At 69.7% G+C, this 21,058-nt stretch carries 19 protein-coding genes; 17 read left to right on the top strand and 2 right to left on the bottom strand.

Annotated elements, in window-relative coordinates:
* Positions 1–70: 70 nt before the first annotated feature.
* From BIU99_RS16945 to dapF, 14 genes are all read left to right on the top strand, one after another.
* Positions 71–1,063: a hypothetical protein gene (locus BIU99_RS16945; RefSeq protein WP_071262310.1), complete on the top strand. Its 993-nt coding sequence runs from the start codon at positions 71–73 to the stop codon at positions 1,061–1,063.
* Positions 1,060–1,764 carry an ABC transporter ATP-binding protein gene (locus BIU99_RS16940; protein WP_064294447.1) on the top strand — a complete coding sequence of 235 codons (705 nt, stop codon included), beginning with the start codon at positions 1,060–1,062 and terminating at the stop codon, positions 1,762–1,764. The genes BIU99_RS16945 and BIU99_RS16940 overlap by 4 nt, the downstream gene beginning before the upstream one ends.
* Entirely contained in the window at positions 1,757–2,995 is a 1,239-nt protein-coding gene (locus BIU99_RS16935; RefSeq protein ID WP_139205492.1) for an ABC transporter permease, read from the top strand. The genes BIU99_RS16940 and BIU99_RS16935 overlap by 8 nt, the downstream gene beginning before the upstream one ends.
* 58 nt (positions 2,996–3,053) lie before the next feature.
* A complete protein-coding gene (locus BIU99_RS16930) occupies positions 3,054–3,545 on the top strand; it encodes a GNAT family N-acetyltransferase (protein WP_064294446.1) in 492 nt (163 codons plus the stop codon).
* A 77-nt stretch (positions 3,546–3,622) separates the two neighbouring features.
* On the top strand, positions 3,623–6,517 hold the full coding sequence (locus tag BIU99_RS16925) for a DNA translocase FtsK (RefSeq protein WP_071262309.1): 2,895 nt from the start codon (positions 3,623–3,625) through the stop codon (positions 6,515–6,517).
* A gap of 2 nt (positions 6,518–6,519) precedes the next feature.
* Positions 6,520–7,128 (top strand): CDP-diacylglycerol--glycerol-3-phosphate 3-phosphatidyltransferase, encoded by a 609-nt coding sequence (pgsA, locus tag BIU99_RS16920; RefSeq protein ID WP_071262308.1) that lies wholly within the window; start codon positions 6,520–6,522, stop codon positions 7,126–7,128.
* Positions 7,125–7,640: a CinA family protein gene (locus tag BIU99_RS16915; RefSeq protein WP_071262307.1), complete on the top strand. Its 516-nt coding sequence runs from the start codon at positions 7,125–7,127 to the stop codon at positions 7,638–7,640. The genes pgsA and BIU99_RS16915 overlap by 4 nt, the downstream gene beginning before the upstream one ends.
* A 219-nt stretch (positions 7,641–7,859) precedes the next feature.
* Positions 7,860–8,168 (top strand): helix-turn-helix domain-containing protein, encoded by a 309-nt coding sequence (locus BIU99_RS16910; protein WP_056012120.1) that lies wholly within the window; start codon positions 7,860–7,862, stop codon positions 8,166–8,168.
* Between the two features lie 92 nt (positions 8,169–8,260).
* Positions 8,261–8,485 carry a DUF3046 domain-containing protein gene (locus BIU99_RS16905; RefSeq protein WP_064294442.1) on the top strand — a complete coding sequence of 75 codons (225 nt, stop codon included), beginning with the start codon at positions 8,261–8,263 and terminating at the stop codon, positions 8,483–8,485.
* A gap of 281 nt (positions 8,486–8,766) precedes the next feature.
* A complete protein-coding gene (recA, locus tag BIU99_RS16900) occupies positions 8,767–9,909 on the top strand; it encodes a recombinase RecA (RefSeq protein WP_079002686.1) in 1,143 nt (380 codons plus the stop codon).
* 26 nt (positions 9,910–9,935) lie between these two features.
* On the top strand, positions 9,936–10,811 hold the full coding sequence (locus BIU99_RS16895) for a regulatory protein RecX (RefSeq protein WP_071262306.1): 876 nt from the start codon (positions 9,936–9,938) through the stop codon (positions 10,809–10,811).
* 35 nt (positions 10,812–10,846) lie between these two features.
* Complete coding sequence (gene miaB / locus BIU99_RS16890) at positions 10,847–12,448, top strand: tRNA (N6-isopentenyl adenosine(37)-C2)-methylthiotransferase MiaB (protein ID WP_071262305.1); 1,602 nt, start codon at positions 10,847–10,849, stop codon at positions 12,446–12,448.
* Entirely contained in the window at positions 12,445–13,359 is a 915-nt protein-coding gene (gene miaA / locus BIU99_RS16885; RefSeq protein ID WP_071262304.1) for a tRNA (adenosine(37)-N6)-dimethylallyltransferase MiaA, read from the top strand. Before miaB ends, miaA begins: the two co-directional genes overlap by 4 nt.
* A gap of 9 nt (positions 13,360–13,368) precedes the next feature.
* Positions 13,369–14,250 carry a diaminopimelate epimerase gene (gene dapF / locus BIU99_RS16880; protein ID WP_071262303.1) on the top strand — a complete coding sequence of 294 codons (882 nt, stop codon included), beginning with the start codon at positions 13,369–13,371 and terminating at the stop codon, positions 14,248–14,250.
* 5 nt (positions 14,251–14,255) lie between these two features.
* Here dapF and BIU99_RS16875 read toward each other — a convergent pair whose 3' ends face one another.
* Positions 14,256–14,879 carry a class I SAM-dependent methyltransferase gene (locus BIU99_RS16875; protein ID WP_071262302.1) on the bottom strand — a complete coding sequence of 208 codons (624 nt, stop codon included), beginning with the start codon at positions 14,877–14,879 and terminating at the stop codon, positions 14,256–14,258.
* Between the two features lie 41 nt (positions 14,880–14,920).
* Between BIU99_RS16875 and hflX the strand changes: the two genes are divergently transcribed.
* Complete coding sequence (gene hflX, locus BIU99_RS16870) at positions 14,921–16,525, top strand: GTPase HflX (protein ID WP_254773643.1); 1,605 nt, start codon at positions 14,921–14,923, stop codon at positions 16,523–16,525.
* A gap of 9 nt (positions 16,526–16,534) precedes the next feature.
* On the opposite strand, the gene BIU99_RS16865 is transcribed toward hflX, so the two are convergent.
* Positions 16,535–17,449, bottom strand: a complete 915-nt coding sequence (locus BIU99_RS16865) for a hypothetical protein (RefSeq protein ID WP_071262301.1) — start codon at positions 17,447–17,449, stop codon at positions 16,535–16,537.
* A 236-nt stretch (positions 17,450–17,685) separates the two neighbouring features.
* Here BIU99_RS16865 and BIU99_RS16860 point away from each other — a divergent pair, with 236 nt between their 5' ends.
* Entirely contained in the window at positions 17,686–18,684 is a 999-nt protein-coding gene (locus tag BIU99_RS16860) for a methylenetetrahydrofolate reductase (protein WP_083397439.1), read from the top strand.
* Positions 18,681–21,008: a 5-methyltetrahydropteroyltriglutamate--homocysteine S-methyltransferase gene (gene metE / locus BIU99_RS16855; protein ID WP_071262300.1), complete on the top strand. Its 2,328-nt coding sequence runs from the start codon at positions 18,681–18,683 to the stop codon at positions 21,006–21,008. Before BIU99_RS16860 ends, metE begins: the two co-directional genes overlap by 4 nt.
* Positions 21,009–21,058: the final 50 nt, after the last annotated feature.

Raw genomic sequence — 21,058 nt, 5'->3', positions numbered from 1 at the left:
TCCGCGTTGCTACCTTGGAAGCTCCTATGGCCGCTCGTCACTCCGACTGCGGTGGATTCCGGAGGTCGGCGTGGGCGTTGTCCGCACCTGGGTGTTCCCCATTCTGAAACTGCTCGTCTTCACCGCGATCGCGGTGGCCCTCGTGAAGGTCGCGTTCTTCCCGGACGCACCGCAGGAGGAGGGGCCGACGCAGCCGACCGGGAGCCTCGTGGAACCACAGGTCCAGGCGGCGCTCGGCACCGTGGTCAACACCGTCTCGGTGGAGGGCCAGGTCGTCGCCGACCCGGCCAGCACGGCGAAGTCGACCGTCGCCGGCACCGTCGACGAGGTGTTCGCCGCCAAGGGGGCCGTCCTCGCGGAGGGTGATCCCATCCTCGACGTCAAGACCATCGACGAGGAGGGCAAGGAGCGGTACGTGCAGGTGACCGCGCCGGTCGCGGGCACTCTCGGCAACGTCAAGCTCATCCACGGGCAGTCGGTCCAGATCGGCGACGCGGTTGCGCAGGTGTCGCCGGCCACGTTCTCCATCACCGGGGCGTTGAGCGCCGACAAGCAGTACCGTCTGCTCACCATCCCCGGCGAGGCGACGGTCACCATCAACGGCGGCCCGGCCCCGTTCGTCTGTCCGGCCGTTCGCGTCACGACGCCGTCGAGCGGCGGCGACGAGGAGGAGCCGACGACGGGCGGTGGATCCGGGCAGACACCCGGTGGCAGCGGAACCTCCGTCACCTGCGCGGTGCCCGGTGATGTCCGGGTGTTCGCCGGACTCGCCGCGACGATCGAACTCGCGGGCGGTGTCGCCGAGAACGTCCTCGTGCTGCCGACGACCGCCGTCAAGGGTTCGGCCGGAACCGGGACCGTCTGGGTCGTCGGCGCCGACGGCGCCCAGGAGGAACGGCCGGTCACGCTGGGACTGAACGACGGGCAGCAGGTGCAGATCGTCGACGGCGTCGCCGAAGGCGACTCGGTGCTCCAGTTCGTCCCCGGAGCCGTCGCGCCCGCGCCCGAGGGGTGCACGCCGCTTCCGGACGGCAGCATGGCTTGCGACGGGTCGGTCGGGTGACGCTCCTCGAGCTCCGCGGCGTCACCAGGGTCGTCCAGATCCCCGACGCGCCGCCGCTGACGATCCTCGACGGCGTCGACCTCGAGGTGCACGAGGGCGATCGCGTCTCCATCGTCGGCCGATCGGGTTCGGGCAAGTCGACGCTCCTGAACCTCCTCGGCCTGCTCGACAAGCCGACCTCCGGGTCGCTCGTCTTCGACGGTCGACCGGCGGAACGCCTCGGCTCCGGTGCGCGCGACCGACTGCGCGGCGCCCAGATCGGATTCGTCTTCCAACAGTTCAACCTCCTGCCCGGCCGGACCGCGCTCGAGAACGTGACGACGCCGCTCCTGTATGCCGGCGGACGCTCGTTCTGGCGCCGTCGGGAGATCGCCGCCGCGATGCTCGAACGCGTCGGACTCGGCGACCGCCTCGACGCGATGCCCACGAAACTGTCCGGCGGCGAACAGCAGCGCGTCGCCATCGCACGGTCACTGGTCCGTGGGCCACGGCTCATCCTCGCGGACGAGCCGACCGGCGCACTCGACGTCGAGACCGGCACCTCCGTCATGTCCCTGCTCGATGAGGTGGCGTCCTCCACGGGGGCCGCCCTCGTGACGATCACCCACGACCGGGCCATCGCCCGACTCGCGACGACCCACCACCGTCTCGATCACGGCGTGCTCACCCCCGATCACGAACTGGAGGCCACGGATGTCTAGGATCCTGACCTCGATCGTCGGAGCGGTCGTCGAGGCCGCCCAGGAGTTGCGGATCCATCGTGGCCGGGTCATCCTCTCGCTCATCGGCGTCGGTGTCGCGGTGTGCGCCCTCACGAGCATGGTCGGCATGTCGTCGCTCGCGGCGCAGGCCCAGACCGAGTCGCAGGAACGCTACGGCGGCCGACCCGCCACGCTCATGGCGTCGGTCTACGGCACGGGAGCGGAGCAGCCCGACCCTGAGCTGTACATCACGGCGGTGCACGACCTCGCCGAGCGGTACGGCATCGGGTACGTCTCGCAATCCGGTAGCACCCAGTTGAACGTGCAGTTCGCCGACGGGACCGTGCCGGTACCCGCGACCGTCGTCGACGTCCCCTACGGCGAGATGCACCGCATCAGACTCGACGAGGGCACCTGGTTCCAGGAGGACGACGGCGACCGCCTCGCACCCGCGATCGTCGTGAACCCGGCGTTCTGGCAGCGCCTCGGGTCGCCGCCCATCGAGACGCACCCGACGGTCACCGTCCACGGTGAACATCCGGTCACGGCCGTGGTCGTCGGGGTGTACGCCAGCAACGAGTGGGACACCGAACCGCAGCTGTCGATCCTGCCCGCGGGGACGGCGCTCATCGGTCCGGCGGCCGGCGCCGAGGAGGGCATGGGCCAGCCCGGTCAGCTGCCGCAGTTCGAGTTCTGGGTCCCGAACGCGGACGCCGAGGCCTTCATCCAGCGGATCCAGTCCGACCTGCGTGCCGAACTCGGCGACGCGTACGGCGTCGAGGTGTTCCGCAACGACTTCGGCCAGACAGGAGAGGACCCGCTCCTGTCGTTGAAGCTCGTGGTCGGTGCCGTCGCCGGACTCATCCTCCTGCTCGGAGCCCTCGGGCTGATCAACCTCTCGCTCGTCACCGTCCGCCAGCGCATCCGCGAGATCGGGATCCGACGCAGTTTCGGGGCGACCGCGCCGCGCGTGTTCTTCGCCGTGATGATGGAGAGTGTCGTCGCCACCTTCGTCGCCGGGGTGATCGGTGTCATGCTCGCCGTCGCCGTCGTGAAGAGTCCGATCGTCGAGCAGTTCATCGGTCAAGGGCTCGTGACGGACTTCCCGCCGTTCCCCATCGAGGCGGCGGTCCTCGGGCTGGTCAGCGCGACGGCCGTCGGCGCGATCGCCGGGCTCCTCCCGGCGCTCGTCGCCGTCCGCGTGAAGGTGATCGACGCCATCCGGTACTGAGCGCCGGCGACCCCTCGTGCGTCATCTGCTCGAAACACCGTTGGCGTACCATCCGTCCATGGCGGTCTACTCGATCCGCGAAGCCGCGGTGGCTGATGTGCGCGTCCTCACCGACATGATGGTCGAGGCGGCGAACTGGAACGCCGTCGCGCCCCGTCCCCGGTCCGCGGTCCTCGCCGATGCGCAGCACACCCGGTACGTGCACGGGTGGCGTCGCCCCGGCGACGCCGGGGTCGTCGCCGTCGGGCAGGACGGCGCGCCGGTCGGGGCGTGCTGGTATCGACTCTTCCCGTCCGATGCACCCGGGTTCGGGTACGTGGCGGGCGGCGTCCCCGAACTCATCCTGGGGGTGAGTCCGATCCACCGCGCACAGGGCGTCGGACGGCAGTTGCTCCGCGCGACCGTGCAGCTCGCCAGAGCGGCCGGGTACCAGCGCATCAGCCTGAGCGTGGAGCGGGCGAACCACGCCGTCTCGCTGTACCGCACCGAGGGGTTCGCGACCGTGGACCGTCGGGGGAGCCGCGACACGATGGTCCTGAATCTGCGCTGACCGCCCGGCGGATCGCGGATCGTGGACACCCCGCCAGCTTGCCGGGCTGCGTCGGTGGCGACGAGTACCGTGAACGCATGGCCGCACGTTCCAACTCGACCAGCCGTTCGCGCAGCGCTTCCTCGCCGAGCGGCGCTTCGTCGCGCACCACGAGCACGAAGACGAACACCAAAGCCGGTCCCAAGGCGGGCGCGTCGACGACGAAGCAGCAGAAGACCGTCGCCTATCCGGCCGCCGAGGAGCAGCGCAGTGTGCTGACCTCGATGTGGCTCGGTCTCGCGCACGGCGTCGGTGGAGCGGTCCGCGCCCTCGGTCCCGAGCGCATCGCCAAGGAGGACCGTCGCGACGGCTTCCCCTTCCTGCTCTTCCTGCTCGCCGTCGTCGGTGCCGTCGTCGAGTGGTTCGGCGCGGCCGACCCGGTCGCCCAGACCTTCGACGCCTGGTCGTTCGGAGGCCTCTTCGGCCGACTCGCCTTCGTGCTCCCGGTCATCATGATCGTCTTCGCGGTCTGGCTGTTCCGGCACCCGGCCTCGGTCGACGACAACGGCCGCATCAGCATCGGCCTCGGTCTGCTCCTGATCAGCATCTCGGCGCTCTGCCACATCCACGGTGGCCAGCCGAACCCGAGTCAGGGCCTGCCCGCGTTGGCGCAGGCCGGCGGTCTCCTCGGGTGGATCCTCGGCGCTCCGCTCGCCGCGATCATCACCCCGATCGGCGCGACCGTCCTCATCTCGCTCCTGATCCTCCTCAGTCTCTTCATCGTGACGAAGACGCCCCCGAACCGCGTCGGTGCCCGCGTGCGGCAGTTCTCCACCTGGATGTTCGGCGAGCAGCCGGAGGCACCTGAGGGAGAGCCGGCAGAGCCGAAGCGTGCGCGGACGAAGCGACTCGACGACCTCGACGAGGAACCCGACGAGCCGGCGGCCCTGCCGTGGTGGCGTCGCAACACGAGCCGCCGCGAGGACGACCCGACGTTCGAGGACCCGCTCATGGGCGACAACATGACCGAGCTCCTCGGTCTCGAGAAGCCGTCCGGCGGATTCGACTCGCCGCTCGAACCGGTGGCCGCGCCTGCCGCGTCGCCGAAGGCCGCGCCGGTGCACGACGCCTTCGGCTCCGAGCTCCTCGGCGACCTCGAAGCGGCGGAGAGCGCCGTCAAGCGGTTCAACACGGGCGAGATCAAGCCGCAGACGGGTCTGCACGACGACAGCATCCCCGGCGCGACGGAGGTCATCGAAGACCTCGACCCGGCGCTCCTCGGTGCACCCGACCAGATCGACTTCTCGGCGCGCCCGATGGCGCAGCAGGGCCAGGACGACACGCCCTACCGTCTCCCGTCCGCAGGGACGCTGGCTGCGGGGGAGCCCGCGAAGACCCACAGCGCGGCCAACGACGAAGCGGTCGCCGCGATCACGAGCGTCCTCGACCAGTTCGGCGTCGACGCGAAGGTCACCGGCTTCTCCCGCGGCCCGACCGTGACGCAGTACGAGATCGAGCTCGGCCCGGGCGTCAAGGTCGAGCGCGTGACGGCGCTCAGCAAGAACCTCTCCTACGCCGTGGCGTCCAACGAGGTCCGCATCCTCTCGCCCATCCCGGGGAAGAGCGCCATCGGTATCGAGATCCCGAACACCGACCGCGAGATCGTCACCCTCGGCGACATCCTGCGGTCGACGGCGGCCACGAACAGCAACCACCCGATGACGATCGGCGTCGGCAAGGACGTCGGCGGCGGCTACGTCGTCGCGAACCTCGCGAAGATGCCGCACCTCCTGGTCGCCGGGTCGACCGGCTCCGGCAAGTCGGTCTTCGTCAACTCGATGATCACCTCGTTGCTCATGCGCGCCAAGCCGAGTGAGGTGCGCATGGTCCTCATCGACCCCAAGCGCGTCGAGCTCGCGCCGTACGCGGGCGTCCCTCACCTCATCACGCCCATCATCACGAACCCGAAGAAGGCGGCGGAAGCGCTGCAGTGGGTCGTGAAGGAGATGGACATGCGGTACGACGACCTCGCGAGCTTCGGCTACCGGCACATCGACGACTTCAACAAGGCCGTCGTGGCAGGCGAGATCGTCCTCCCCGCGGGAAGCGAACGCGTGCTGAAGCCCTACCCGTACCTGCTGGTCGTCGTCGACGAGCTCGCCGACCTGATGATGGTCGCGCCCCGCGACGTCGAGGACTCGATCGTCCGCATCACGCAGCTGGCCCGTGCGTCCGGTATCCACCTCGTCCTCGCGACGCAGCGTCCGTCGGTCGACGTCGTCACCGGCCTCATCAAGGCGAACGTCCCCTCCCGCCTCGCCTTCGCCGTCACGAGCGTCACCGACTCGCGGGTCATCCTCGACCAGCCGGGCGCCGACAAGCTCATCGGCCAGGGTGACGCCCTGTTCCTGCCGATGGGCGCGAACAAGTCCATCCGCGTGCAGGGTGCCTGGGTCGGCGAGAACGAGATCCAGCGGGTCGTCGAGCATGTCACCAACCAGGCGCGGCCGGAGTACCGGAAGGACGTCCAGGCCGTCGCGGAGCGCAAGGAGATCGACGCGGACATCGGCGACGACCTCGAACTGCTGCTCGCAGCAGCGGAGCTCGTGGTGTCGACGCAGTTCGGATCGACCTCGATGCTGCAGCGGAAGCTCCGGGTCGGTTTCGCGAAGGCCGGCCGGCTCATGGACCTCATGGAGTCCCGCGAGATCGTCGGCCCCTCCGAGGGTTCGAAGGCCCGAGACGTCCTCGTCACCGCCGAGCAGCTGCCGGGGGTCCTGGCCCGCCTGCGCGGCGAGGACGACGGCTCGGCCGCTCCGGCCCCCGCGGCGGCGGCATCGACAGCAGCTGCGGCCGCTCCGGTCGTCGGCGCTGTCGGCGGCGTCGAGCCCGACCCCTACGGCGCGGACCCGGTCGAGGCCCAGTTCCAGGACTATCCTGAGGTCGAGGGCGGTTCTGACGAAGACGCCTGGAGTCTCACCGGTCGGGAGTAGACATGACGGCATCGAACGCGTCGGCTGCTGAGCCGCGCATCTCGAACTGGAACCTCCCGAACGCGATCACCGTGGCGAGGATCGTGCTCGCGCCCGTGTTCATGTGGATGCTGCTGGCGGACGACGGTTCCGACGGCGCACTGCGGTGGTGGGCGGCACTGCTCTTCGTCGTCGCGATCGCGAGCGACGGCATCGACGGACACATCGCCCGCAGTCGCAACCTCGTGACGGACCTCGGCAAGATCCTCGATCCGATCGCCGACAAGGTGCTGACGGGTGGAGCGCTCGTCGCGTTGTCGATCCTCGGCGAACTGCCGTGGTGGGTCACGATCGTCGTGCTCGTGCGCGAGATCGGCATCACCGTCCACCGCTTCATCGTGATCTCCGACCATGTCGTCGCCGCCGCGTGGATGGGGAAGCTCAAGACCCTGGCGCAGGCCGTCGCGATCTCGCTCGCCCTCGCGCCGTTCTGGGTGCTCCTCGGTGACTGGGTGCTCTGGGTGAACGCGGTGTTCATGACCATCGCCGTGCTCCTGACCATCGCGAGCGGCATCGACTACGTCGTCACCGCCGTTCGCGGGTCGCGCGCCGACCGGCAGGTCGAGCGATGACGTCCGATGCCGTCGAGTCGGCCGACGCCGGTGCCGCCTCGGCGGTCCACGCCCTCATCGACGCCCGGTTGACGATCGGTGTCGCGGAGTCCCTGACCGGCGGGCTGCTGGCCGCGGCCCTCATCAGCGTCCCCGGCGCGTCCGCGACGGTCCGAGGCGGTGTGGTCGCTTACGACACCCGCCTGAAGCACTCGTTGCTCGGAGTCGACGCCGGCCTCCTCGCGCTCCACGGTGCCGTGCACTCGGAGGTGGCCCTGCAGATGGCCGACGGCGCGCGCCGTGCCCTGGCGATCGACGGGCTTCCAGCCGACGTCGGTATCGCGACGACCGGCGTCGCCGGACCGGACCCGCAGGACGGCCAGGCCGTCGGGACGGTCTTCGTGGGCATCGTGACGCGAGCGGGCGGACGGGTGGTGCCGCTCACCCTCGACGGAGGCCGTCAGGAGATCCGACACCGGACCGTCGAGCTCGCGTTGGAGGCGCTCGTTCGCGAACTCGGCGCACTCCAGTGAACGCCGACTCCGATCGGCGGAATACCGTCCGTTTCCATCGCGTTACAGATGACGTATTCACAAGAAAAGCCCAGTGATCCTGGTTACTGTTCGGCATACGGTGGTTGTAATGTTGGCCATCCACGAACGAGACGGCGATCAGCTGGGACGACGTGAATCCGCGTTGCAGAAGCAGAGCGCTGTACGACACGAGGTCGTAGAGCACAGAGGGAGGGTCACGTGGTTCTAGTCCGTCAAGAGATCGGCGACGTGCTGAGGGACTTCCGGTTGCAGAAGGGTCGCACGCTGCGCCAGGTGGCGAGTAAGGCGAGCGTCGCACTCGGATACCTGAGCGAGGTCGAACGAGGCCAGAAGGAGGCATCGAGCGAGATCCTCGCCTCGGTGGCCGACGCCCTCGACACCCCCATCTCCGTCATCATGCGAGAGGTCGGCGACCGCCTCGCGGTCATCGAGGGTCTCTCCCCGAACATCCCGGACACCGTTCCGGACGAACTGGTCAACGAGCTGGACGAACTCGTCTCCCGCTGATCGAGCGAGCACGGCAGCAGAACGCCCCGGGATCCCTCTCCCGGGGCGTTTCCGCGTCCGGACGGACGACGGAGGAAGGGACAGGAGCAGGAATGAAGCTGAGTGAGTTCAGGACGGCCGTGGCCGACGAGTTCGGTGTGGCGTATGGAGCGGTGCTCACCGGTGACCTCGGACTCACCGAGTTCGGCTCGAAGACCGCCGAGGAGGCGTTGCGCGCGGGTGTCCCGCCCCGCGACGTCTGGATCGCGCTGTGTACCGCGACCGACGTGCCGGACGAGCGACGCCACGGTGTCGGACGGCTGCAGCCGGGCGCGTGACGCGTCCCGCCTCACGGGCGAAGCGGTCTTCGACACGCCGCCCGATCGGTATCGAACATCCGTTCTAGTGGTGCTAGTGTCCTCCACAGGATCATTCGTGAGTGCGTTCTGCACGGATCGGGTCGTCCACCGGCGCATGTCGGTGGTGGCGCGTACCGTCGGAGACACCAGGAACGACCGACGCCTTGTCGCCCTCGGGCCCCGATCTTCAGCAGAAGCGGGTCCCGGAACACGCGGCGACAGCCTATAGGCACCCGACACCGAGCAGAGAGAAGCACACCATGCCAAGTCCAGCTGAACGCGAGAAGTCCCTCGAAACCGCACTCGCCCAGATCGACCGTCAGTTCGGCAAGGGCTCGGTGATGCGCCTCGGCAGCGACGAGCGTGCACCGGTCGAGGTCGTCTCCACCGGCTCGATCGCCCTCGACGTCGCGCTCGGCATCGGAGGGCTCCCGCGAGGCCGCATCGTCGAGATCTACGGGCCTGAGTCCTCGGGTAAGACGACGCTCACGCTGCACGCCATCGCGAACGCCCAGCGTGCCGGCGGCATCGCCGCCTTCATCGACGCCGAGCACGCGCTCGACCCCGAGTACGCCAAGAAGCTCGGCGTCGACATCGACTCGCTGCTCGTCTCCCAGCCCGACACGGGTGAGCAGGCGCTCGAGATCGCCGACATGCTCGTGCGCTCGGGTTCCATCGACCTCATCGTGATCGACTCCGTCGCCGCGCTCGTACCCCGCGCCGAGATCGAGGGCGACATGGGCGACTCGCACGTCGGTCTGCAGGCCCGCCTCATGTCGCAGGCACTGCGCAAGCTGACCGGTGGCCTGAACCAGACGAACACGACGATGATCTTCATCAACCAGCTGCGCGAGAAGATCGGTGTGATGTTCGGCAGCCCCGAGACGACCGCCGGTGGTAAGGCCTTGAAGTTCTACGCCTCGGTCCGCCTCGACATCCGTCGCATCGAGACGCTGAAGGACGGCACGGAGGCCGTGGGTAACCGTACGCGCGTGAAGGTCGTCAAGAACAAGATGGCTCCGCCCTTCCGGCAGGCCGAGTTCGACATCCTGTACGGCGTGGGCATCTCGCGCGAGGGCTCGTTGATCGACTTCGGTGTCGAGCACGCCATCGTCAAGAAGGCCGGCGCCTGGTACACCTATGAGGGCGATCAGCTCGGTCAGGGCAAGGAGAACGCCCGGAACTTCCTGCTGAAGAACCCGGACATCGCCGCTGAGATCGAGCGCCGGATCCTCGGCAAGCTCGGTGTCGGCGCCGAGGGTGCCGCCACCAAGAAGGCTGCGGATGCCGCCGCAGCCGAGGTCGCTGCTGCCGAGGCCGCCGCGCTCGAGGCGGCGACCGGTGGAGCCCCGCAGCTCGCAGCCGCCGGCGCATCGAAGTCCGCCGCGAAGCGCAGCGCGTAGCGCGCGCCCCGAACAGCGAGGTCACCATGGTCGTCTCCTTCCCTCCCGCCGGTCCGGCCGACGAGTCGTCGGAGCGCTTGGCCCCCGTGACCTCGCTGTTCGGCGGTCGGCGTCAGGCGCCCGATGCAACGGCAGAACCCGACGGCTGGTTCGTCGGGCAGACCGACGAGGCTCCGCTCGTGGCCGCGCCCGTCGCGCGTCCCGTCGCTCCGTTGCGACGGACGTCCACCGAGCGCGTCGAGAGGGAGACCACCCCGCCGGGCGACATGTCGAGCGATGCCCCGGCGGCGACCAGCCCGACGACACCACCCGCGCCCGCCCGGCGGACGCTCGCCTGGACCTCGGTCGTCGAGGCGCCGGAAGACGCCGACGACCGCGCCGAAGCCGATGAGGTCGAGGCTCCGGTCGATCCGGAGGTTCGGCTGGCCGAACTCGACCTGCTCGCGGTGCGACGACTCGCCCGCCGCGGGTGTTCCGAGTGGGAGATCGCGGAACTCCTCCGCGGCCACGATGCAGCACCCGACGAGGTCGAGCACGTCCTCGCCGAACTCCGTCGACGCGGCTATCTCGACGACGCCGAACTCGCACGCCAACTCGTCGAGAGCCTGCACACCCGCAAAGGGCAGTCCCGTGCGGTGATCGGCCGCGAACTCTCCTCGCGACGCATCGACGCCACGATCGTCTCCGAGGCGCTCGAGGCCATCGACGACGACGACGAGCTTCGACGAGCGCTAGTGGTCGCCGAGAAGCGTGCCGGTCAACTGCGCTCCCTCGATCAGGCGACGGCCGAGCGACGTCTGTCGGCCTATCTCGCGAGACGCGGATACGGCTCGGCGATCATCCGTGAGGCGTGCTCACGTGCCCTGTCGGGGTCGAAGCGTTCCGGCGTGAGTTTCCGCTGACCGGAAGCCTCTCAGGCCGCGCGTAGACTGCCGGTATGAGCAGCATCGTCGAGACGCCCACGGTCATCAGCGCCTCACCCGCCGCGATCGACGAGTCAGGTCGGCAGCGGAGCTATGAGGTCCGCACCTACGGGTGCCAGATGAACGTGCACGACTCAGAGCGGCTCAGCGGGTCGCTCGAGGCAGCCGGTTACGTCAAGGCGGACGGCGAGCAGGCCGACATCGTGGTCATCAACACCTGCGCGGTCCGCGAGAACGCCGACAACAAGCTGTACGGCAACCTCGGCCACCTGGCATCGATCAAGAAGCAGCGCAGCGGGATGCAGATCGCCGTCGGCGGTTGTCTGGCGCAGAAGGACAAAGAGGTCATCCTCCAGAAGGCCCCGTGGGTGGACGTCGTCTTCGGGACGCACAACATGGGCTCACTGCCGTCGTTGCTGGAGCGGGCTCGGCACAACGACGAGGCCCAGTTGGAGATCCTGGAGTCGCTCGACACCTTCCCCTCCACCCTCCCGACCAAACGCGATTCCAGCTACAGCGGTTGGGTCTCGATCTCCGTCGGGTGCAACAACACGTGCACCTTCTGCATCGTGCCGTCGCTCCGTGGCAAGGAGAAGGACCGTCGCCCGGGCGAGATCCTCGGTGAGCTGCGCGCGCTCGTCGAGGACGGCGCCATCGAGGTGACGCTGCTCGGGCAGAACGTGAACTCCTACGGCGTCGAGTTCGGGGATCGTCAGGCGTTCGGCAAGCTCCTGCGGGCGGCGGGCACGATCGAGGGCTTGGAGCGCGTCCGGTTCACCAGCCCGCACCCTGCTGCCTTCACCGACGACGTCATCGACGCGATGGCCGAGACACCGAATGTGATGCCGCAACTGCACATGCCGCTGCAATCGGGTTCCGACCGCATCCTCAAGGCGATGCGTCGCTCGTACCGGTCCGAGCGCTTCCTCGGGATCCTCGACCGGGTCCGTGCGCGGATTCCGCACGCGGCCATCTCGACCGACATCATCGTCGGGTTCCCCGGCGAGACGGAGGAGGACTTCCAGGAGACCCTCCGCGTGGTCGAGGCCGCACGGTTCGCCAGCGCCTTCACCTTCCAGTACTCGATCCGAGCGGGTACGCCGGCGGCCACGATGCCCGATCAGATCCCGAAGGCCGTCGTGCAGGAGCGGTACGAGCGCCTCATCGCGTTGCAGGACCGCATCAGTCTCGAGGAGAACCAGCGTCAGGTGGGCCGGCAGGTCGAGTTGCTCGTCGCGGTCGGGGAGGGGCGCAAGAACGACGCCACGCATCGACTGAGCGGGCGGGCCGAGGACTCGCGTCTTGTCCACTTCGAGGTGCCGGCCCGCTCCGAGGTGCCGCGACCTGGTGACGTCGTGACCGTGACGATCACCGAGGCCGCGTCGTTCCACCTCATCGCCGACGCACCCTGCGGTGAACCCCTGCGGGTCCGTCGGACGCGTGCCGGAGACGCCTGGGATCGAGCTCAGGCCGATTCCTGCGGTGTGCCGACGACGGCCGCCGCGGCGGAGCCAGGCCGCGTCTCGCTCGGCTTGCCTGGCCTGCGCATCGGGGCACCGACCGTCGGCGTGACCACCTCTCCCATCTACGACCCGAGCGACGGCGAACGCCGGTGACCGGCTTCCTCGCGGTCGTCGGAGCGACCGGGACGGGGAAGTCCGCACTGTCGCTCGAGCTGGCGACCGCTCTCCGCGAGTCGGGCCGTCCAGCCGAGATCGTCAACGCCGACGCCATGCAGTTCTATCGTGGCATGGACATCGGGACCGCGAAGCTGCCCATGGAGGAGCGGCGCGGGATCCCGCACCACCTCTTCGACGTCCTGGACGTCACGGAGGAGGCGTCCGTCGCCTGGTACCAGCCGACGGCTCGTGCGGTGATCGACGAGCTCACCGCGCGTGGGGTGACGCCGATCCTCGTCGGCGGTTCCGGGCTGTACGTCTCGAGCGTCATCCATGACTTCCGCTTCCCGCCGAGAGACCGCGCCCTGCGCGAGCGCCTGGAACGGGAACTCGAGGAGGAAGGGCTCCCGTCGCTCATCGAGCGGCTCCGCATGGCCGATCCCGTGACCGCCGAGCGCATCGATGCGGCGAACGCCCGCCGAGTCGTGCGCGCACTCGAAGTCCACGAGTTGGCCGAGCGCGGCCACGGTGCGGCGCTTCCGGAACGCCCCGTCCCCTGGCGGCCGGTCGAGGTCATCGGGGTCTCGACGCCGCGAGAGGTCCTCGTCGAGCGCCTCGACCGGCGCGTCGAGATGATGTGGGACGCAGGACTCGTCGCGGAGACTGCCGAGCTGCTCGAGCACGGCCTCGAGCAGGGTGTCACCGCCGGCCGTGCGATCGGGTACGCCCAAGCGGTGGCGCAACTGCGGTCGGAGCTCACCGAAGCGGAGGCGATCGCCGAGACCCAGCGTCTGACGAGGCGGTACGCGCGCCGTCAGGTCAGCTGGTTCAAGCGCTATCCGGCGATCACCTGGGTGGAGGGCGGCAGCGCCGAGGCGAGTGAGCTGGCCCGCCGGGTGCGCCCGTAGACTGGTCGGATGGCGTCGACACTCTCCTTCACGAAGGGCCACGGCACGGGCAACGACTTCGTGCTCTTCTCCGATCCTGACGGCCAGGAGGCCCTCGATCCGAGCCAGATCGCGGCGCTCTGCGACCGGCATTTCGGGATCGGGGCCGACGGCGTCATCCGCGCCGTCCGGTCCGCGCACCTCGAAGCCGGGGCTGCCGTGCTCGCTGAAGACCCTGCCGCGGAGTGGTTCATGGACTACCACAACGCCGACGGTTCGGTCGCGGAGATGTGCGGCAACGGCATCCGGGTGTTCCTCCACTACCTGCTCGAGAGCGGGCTCGTGGAGCTGGCCCCCGGCGAACAGCTCGCCATCGGAACCCGCGCCGGCGTCCGGATGGTCGGTTACGACCCGCTCGGCTACGTCGTCGACCTCGGCCGATGGAGCCTCGACGAGCGGGAGACGCTCGTCCGGGTGAAGGGGCTGCCCGTGGCCCGCCCGGGGATCGGGATCGACGTCGGCAACCCGCACATCGTCGTCGCGGTCGCCGACGCCGCCGAACTCGACGGAGCGGAACTGGACTACGTCCCACAGCTCGACCCCGTACCGCCGCACGGTGCCAACGTCGAGTTGGTCGTCCCGGGTGAGCCGCTCATCGCCGACGGTGTGGCCCGGATCCGCATGCGCGTCCACGAGCGCGGGAGCGGCGAGACCCTGAGCTGTGGCACCGGGACGGCTGCCGCGGCGCTCGCGTTCCGCCACTGGGCGGGCGCGGCGGCTCCGAACGACTGGCGCGTCGAGGTGCCCGGCGGGGTGCTCGGGGTGCGCATGGTTCCCGGCGCAGACGGCGAGCACGTGGTGCTGGCCGGTCCGGCGACGCTCGTCTACTCCGGGACGATCACCCTGGCCTGAGCCGGTCAGGCCGGACGGATCTCCCGGCGCCGGGCGTGCAGGACGCGGAAGCCCTTGGCCATGGCCGCACGTCCGACGTGGAACGACGTCGGCAGCTGCTCCTGCAACCACTTCTGCAGCGAGTCCGAGCCGAGGTTCTTCTGTACGACGAGCCAGGCGTCACCCTCGTCCTCGAGCCGCGGCAACCAGTGCATCAGCATGCGGTGCAGTTCGTCCTTGCCGACGCGGATCGGCGGGTTCGACCAGATGGTCGCGAAGCGGACCGCGTCGGGGACGTCGTCTGGGAGGACGGCACGGATGTTGACGAGTCCGAGGCGCTCCGCGTTGATCCGGGTCAGGTCGAGCGCGCGTTCGTTGACGTCGACCGCCCAGACGGTCGCGTCCGGCGACGCGAGCCCGAGCGACAGGGCGATCGGGCCCCAGCCGCAGCCGATGTCGAGGAGGTCGCCCGTCGGCGGGGGAGGAGGGGTGTTCGCGAGCAGCACCTGGGTGCCCTGATCGAGGTGACCCGGACTGAAGACGCCGCCCGCTGAGACGAGCGAACGGTCGACGCCGCCGAGGCGTGCGGTGATCGGTTTGAGCTGCAACTCGCTCGCGGGTTCGGCGGTGAAGTAGTGCTCGTTCGACATACAGGAACGGTACCGGACCAGGAGGAAGTAGGGTTAACGCGATGCCTAGACCACCGATGGACGCACCCCAGGACCACGCAGACGACACCGATGTCGATGTCGAGGCGGTGGTGGACGACGCCTCGGTCACCGATCCCGACGACGTCGTCGCACGCGTGCTCACGAGCGCCGCGTCCCGATCGAACGGGTACACCCTGTTCGGCAGCGGTGCAGCGGCCCTGCAGACCGGCGATGCCTCAGGAGGCAGTTCCGACGACGGCGAACAGTACGACCGTGAGGACCGGCAGGCCCTCCGTCGCGTCGCCGGGCTCTCGACCGAGCTCGAGGACGTCACCGAGGTCGAGTACCGGCAACTCCGGCTGGAGAACGTCGTCATCATCGGCGTCTACCCGCAGGGTGCGCTGCACGACGCGGAGAACTCCCTGCGCGAACTCGCAGCGCTCGCGGAGACCGCCGGCGCCGTCGTCCTCGACGGGCTCCTGCAGCGCAAACCGCACCCCGACCCGAGCACGTATCTCGGTCGCGGCAAGGCCCAGGAACTGAAGTCCATCGTCCAGGCGCTCGGCGCCGACACGGTCATCGCCGACACGGAACTCGCACCCAGCCAGCGTCGCGCACTCGAGGACGCGGTCGGCGTGAAGGTCATCGACCGCACGGCGGTCATCCTCGACATCTTCAGTCAGCACGCGAAGAGCCGAGAGGGCAAGGCGCAGGTCGAGCTCGCCCAACTCGAGTACCTCCTGCCCCGCCTCCGCGGCTGGGGTGAGTCGATGAGCCGTCAGGCCGGTGGTCAGGTCGGTGGTGCCGGTGCCGGTATGGGGTCGAGGGGCCCCGGTGAGACGAAGATCGAACTGGACCGGCGCCGCATCCACACCCGGATGGCGAAACTGCGCAAGTCGATCACGGCGATGAAGCCGGCGCGCGAGGCCAAGCGGGCGAACCGCCGCCGCAACACGGTGCCGTCGGTCGCGATCGCCGGTTACACGAACGCCGGCAAGTCCAGCCTGCTGAACCGCATCACGAAGGCCGGCGTCCTGGTCGAGAACTCGCTCTTCGCGACGCTCGACGCGACGGTCCGACGCAACGTGACCTCCGACGGACGCGAGTACACCCTGGCCGACACGGTCGGCTTCGTGCGCAACCTGCCGCACCAGCTGGTCGAAGCCTTCCGCTCGACGCTCGAGGAGGTCGCCGACAGCGACGTCATCGTGCACGTCGTCGACGCCGCGCACCCCGACCCTGCCGGCCAGATCGCCACCGTGCGCGACGTCATCGGTGAGGTCGGAGCTCGGCACATCCCCGAGCTGGTCGTGTTCAACAAGGCCGACCTCGTGGACGACGGGCAGCTGCTCGTGCTCCGCGGTCTCGTCCCGGACGCCGTCTTCGTGTCGGCCCGCACCGGTCTCGGGATCGACGAGCTCATGGAGCGCATCGAGACACTGATCCCGTCGCCGAGCAACGAGGTCCACGTCATCGTGCCCTTCGACCGCGGAGACCTGGTCACGCTGCTGCACGAACGCGGCAAGGTGCTGTCGACGGACTACGACGAGCGTGGCACGATCGTGCACGCCCTGGTCGGTGCCGAGCTCGCCGCCGCCCTCGCGCCGTTCGCCGAGGTCGTCCCGGCACCAGCCGTGGCCGGCTGACCCGACTCCTCACGCGCAGCGCGCGCGGACGGCATCCTTGAGCGCCTCCGCCGTATCGGCGTCGAGCGGGAGGGTCATGACGGCCTCCGGGCCGTCGTCGATCCGCACGACGAGTGGGAAGAGAGTTCCCACCTTGTCCTCCGCCAGGGCGTGCGGGTCGCACCGGGTCGGCACGACCCGGAGTTCGATGGACTGCGGACCGCTAGCGGCGTCGACGGTCAGGCTGAGTGGCCAGTCCTGGGGTGGGTCACCGCCGTCGTCCCTCGGCGCCGGTCGCAGCAGGACCGTCGAGCGCAGCGCGACGAGCTCTAAGTGACCCGGAGCGCCGGTCGGCACGGCCGTGATCGTCAGGACGGCGACCGTCGTGGCTCCGGCACCTTCGAGGCGGATCCCGGGAGTGGCGGCCACCTCGGCGATGCGCTGCACCGCCGACACCGTGCACGTCGAGGCACGGATGCGCTGCAGCGCGTTCGTCGGATCGGACAGGCCGGATGCGGTGAGGACGGCGCCGTCGTCGAGTCTGAGCTGGAGATCGACCCGCACGTCCTCGTCGCGTGCGTCGCAGTCGACCGGTGGCAGCTCGACGGCGAGATCCGTGGTCTGTCCAGCGCGGATCGTCGAGGATCGGTCCCGGACGGTCGGCGCGGTGAACGCCGACCCCGCCAGCTCGAGTCCGACGATCGTGATGTCGTCGTCTCCGCCGTTGCCGACCCGGACGATCGCGGCGTCGCTCGCATACTGGTCGCGGTTCTGGCGGAACTCGATCACGAGGTCCTCCGCTGCGGCTGTGCGCGTCGCCCGCGGCAGGGGCGAACCGGCGGTCGTGCACCCGGACACGGCGAGCACCACCGCCACGCAGGACCCGATGACGCGCGAGCCGAGTGCTCGACGCTCGCCGCCCCGGTGCCTGGTGCCCACGGTCATGGCATCAGCGTAGGACCGGAGCGCCGCCGGGGGAATGTGTCGCAGGATGACGCTGTCGGACGGATGTCCGTCGCGCGGATCGTCAGGCGTTGCTATCGTCGTGCGCATCGTAACCGCCCTCACCGGCGGAATCGGAGCGACAGCCGAGCCCGGCACCCGCCCACGACACACCAGCGGAACCGCTGCGTGCTGCGTGGTCGCCGGCTCTCGATCCGCTGCCACCGAGACGAGACCCCATGACCATGACGGAGCCCGCCTGTCCCGGGCATACCCCCTTCTCCTTCGAGCTGTACCCGCCCAAGACACTCGACGGCGGCGTCGCGCTCGCACGGACGGTCGAGCACCTGGCCGCCGCCGGCCCGGAGTTCATCTCGGTCACCTTCGGCGCCGGCGGTTCCTCGCGAACGGCGAGCCTGGACGTGCTGCGGAGCATCCGGACGTCGACCTCGGTGGACCCGATGGCCCACCTCACCTGCGTCGGGTCGACGCACGCCCAGGCCAGCCGACTCATCAAGGACTTCCTCGACGCCGGGGTGCACAGTTTCCTCGCGCTCCGCGGCGACCCGCCTGCCGGAGCCGTCGAGGGCGACGCCTTCCTCGGTGATCTGGGGAGTGCCGCGGAACTCGTGCAGCTCATCGGCCGGGTCAGTGCCGAGCACGAGCCCTACGCCGAGGGGTCGCTGGTCGGCCTCCCGGGCGCGGTGCAGCTCGGGCGACGCCATCGGCCGCGGATCGCGGTCGCCGCGTTCCCCAACGGACACCCGCGGTCGCGGTCGACGACGCAGGACCTCGACACCCTGTTGGCCAAGCAGGCGGCTGGGGCGACGCTCGCCATCACCCAGCTCTTCTTCCACGCCGACGATTACCTCGCCTTCGTCGAACGCGCGAGACGTCACGGCGTCACCATGCCCATCCTGCCGGGCGTGATGCCCATCACGAGTCCGGCGCGGTTGCGTCGGGTGCTCGAGCTCAGCGGCGAGGCGCTCCCGAGCGACCTGGCGATCGCGCTCGAGGTCGAGCCGGACGAAGCGGGACGGATCGACATCGGCATCGACTATTCCGCGAGGCTCATCCGCGACGTCGTCGCGGGCGGCGCGCCGGGCGTACACCTCTACGCCTTCAACCAGCATCGGACGGTGCTCGACGTGTTGCACCGTGCCGGCATCCCCGTGCCGGGCGACCGACCGGTCCGTCATCCCATCCCCGATCCACTCACCAGCAAGGACGCACGATGAACCCCACCTCCGCATTCCCCGCCGGCACCATCCTCGGCTACCCGCGCATCGGGCCGAACCGGGAGTTGAAGCGCGCCGTCGAGTCCTTCTGGGCCGGCCGGATCGACGCCGAGGCGCTCGAGCGGACGGCTGCCGAGCTGCGCGCCGCCACGCGTGCCCGCCTCGCGGGGCTCGGCCTCGACCCGACGAACGCCGCGATCCCCGAGAGCTTCTCGTTCTACGACCAGGTCCTGGACGCCGCGCTCGCCGTCGGTGCCGTCCCGGAGCGCTTCTCGTCGCTCGTCGGGGCCGACGGTCGGGTCGACCTCGCCGGGGCGTTCACGATCGCTCGTGGCGCCGGCGACCTCGCGCCGCTCGAGATGACGAAGTGGTTCGACTCGAACTACCACTACCTCGTCCCGGAGATCGGCGAGTCGACGCCGTTCGCGCTCTCCGACGACCGCGTGGTCGAGCAGTTCCGCGAGGGCCTCGCCGAGGGGTACGTGACGCGGCCGGTCATCGTGGGCCCCGTGACGTTCCTGCTGCTGTCCAAGGCGGCCGAGGGGGCCTCAGCGGGATTCGCCCCGATCGATCGACTGGAGGCATTGCTGCCCGTCTACGCGGAACTCCTCCAGCGCCTCGCCGCTGCCGGCGCGCCCTGGGTGCAGCTCGACGAACCCGCACTGGTGTCGGAGACGTTCGACGTGCCGAGGTCGACGGTCCTCGCGGCGCTCGAACGATCGACGAGCGTCCTGTCCGCCGTGTCGGACCGCCCGGCGATCTTCGTCGCGGCTCCCTACGGTGCCTTGGGCGACGCCCTCCCGGTGCTCGCCGACTCGGGGGTCGAGGCCGTCGGTGTCGACCTCGTCCGAGGAGGCCTGCCGGACTCGTCACCCGGACTCGCCACGAAGACCGTCGTCGCGGGAGTGATCGACGGCCACAACGTGTGGCGCGGCGACCTGGCAGCCGCGGCCGATCTCCTGGAGCGCGCGGCGGAGCGCTTCCCGCAGCTCGCGGTGTCCACCTCGACCTCCCTCCTGCACGTCCCGCACGACGTGTCGGTGGAGACGAAGCTCGCCCCTCGTCTCCGGAGCTGGCTCGCCTTCGCCGACCAGAAGGTGGATCAGATCGCGGTCCTCGCACGCGGTCTCACCCAAGGGCGCGCAGCGATCGCGACCGAGCTCACCGCAGCGTCGGCCGCGCTCGACGATCGGCTGGCCGCGCCCGGGGTCGTCGATGCCACCATCCGCGCACGGACGGCGGCGCTCGCGCCAGCGGACTTCACACGGGACGACTACCAGGAGCGCGCAACGGCGCAGGAGCAGGCGCTCGGCCTGCCGTTCCTCCCGACGACGACGATCGGCTCCTTCCCGCAGACCGGGGACATCCGTCGCGCCCGCGCACAGCGGGTCGCAGGGACACTCGACGAGGAGGCCTACGTCGCGACGATGCGCGCGGAGATCGGGCGCGTCGTGGCGCTGCAGGAGGATCTGGGGATCGACGTCGTCGTCCACGGCGAGCCCGAGCGCAACGACATGGTCCAGTACTTCGCCGAACACCTCGACGGCTTCGCCGTGACGGAGCACGGCTGGGTGCAGTCCTACGGTTCACGGTGCACCCGTCCGTCGATCCTGTGGGGGGACGTCTCGCGACCGGCGCCGATCACGGTCGAGTGGTCGGCCTACACGCAGTCGTTGACCACCAAGCCGGTGAAGGGCATGCTCACGGGCCCGGTGACGATCCTCGCGTGGTCGTTCGTGCGTGACGACCAACCGCTCGCCGAGACGGCGAACCAGGTCGCCCTCGCCCTGCGTGACGAGATCGCCGACCTGGAGCGGGCCGGCATCCGCATCATCCAGGTCGACGAACCCGCACTCCGCGAGCTACTCCCGCTCCGGCGGGCCGACCAGGGAGGTTACCTCGACTGGTCGGTGGGCTCCTTCCGGCTGGCGACCGCGGGCGTGCGCGCCGAGACCCAGATCCACACCCACCTCTGTTACTCGGAGTTCGGGGTGGTGATCGACGCGATCCGACGACTGGACGCCGACGTGACGAGCATCGAGGCGGCTCGGTCGCGGATGGAGGTCGTGTCCGACATCCGGGCGAGTGGTTTCGACCACGGCATCGGCCCGGGCGTCTACGACATCCACTCGCCTCGGGTGCCGAGCGTCGCGGAGGTGACCGCGTTGCTCGAGATCGCGCTGGAGGGGATCCCGCAGCGCCAGGTCTGGGTGAACCCGGACTGCGGGCTCAAGACGCGAGGCTACGAGGAGACGGTCGCCTCCCTCACCAACATCGTCGAGGCCACGCGCGTCGTCCGCGCACGAGTCGGTGCGACCGGCTGACGTCGTCGGTCCGGCACGGATGTGGGCCGGGACGATCCACGGATCGGTCC

It is taken from the genome of Plantibacter sp. MMLR14_011 (assembly GCF_001865025.1).
GTDB lineage: Bacteria > Actinomycetota > Actinomycetes > Actinomycetales > Microbacteriaceae > Plantibacter > Plantibacter flavus_A.
This window is presented reverse-complemented; position numbering and strand designations above follow the sequence as displayed.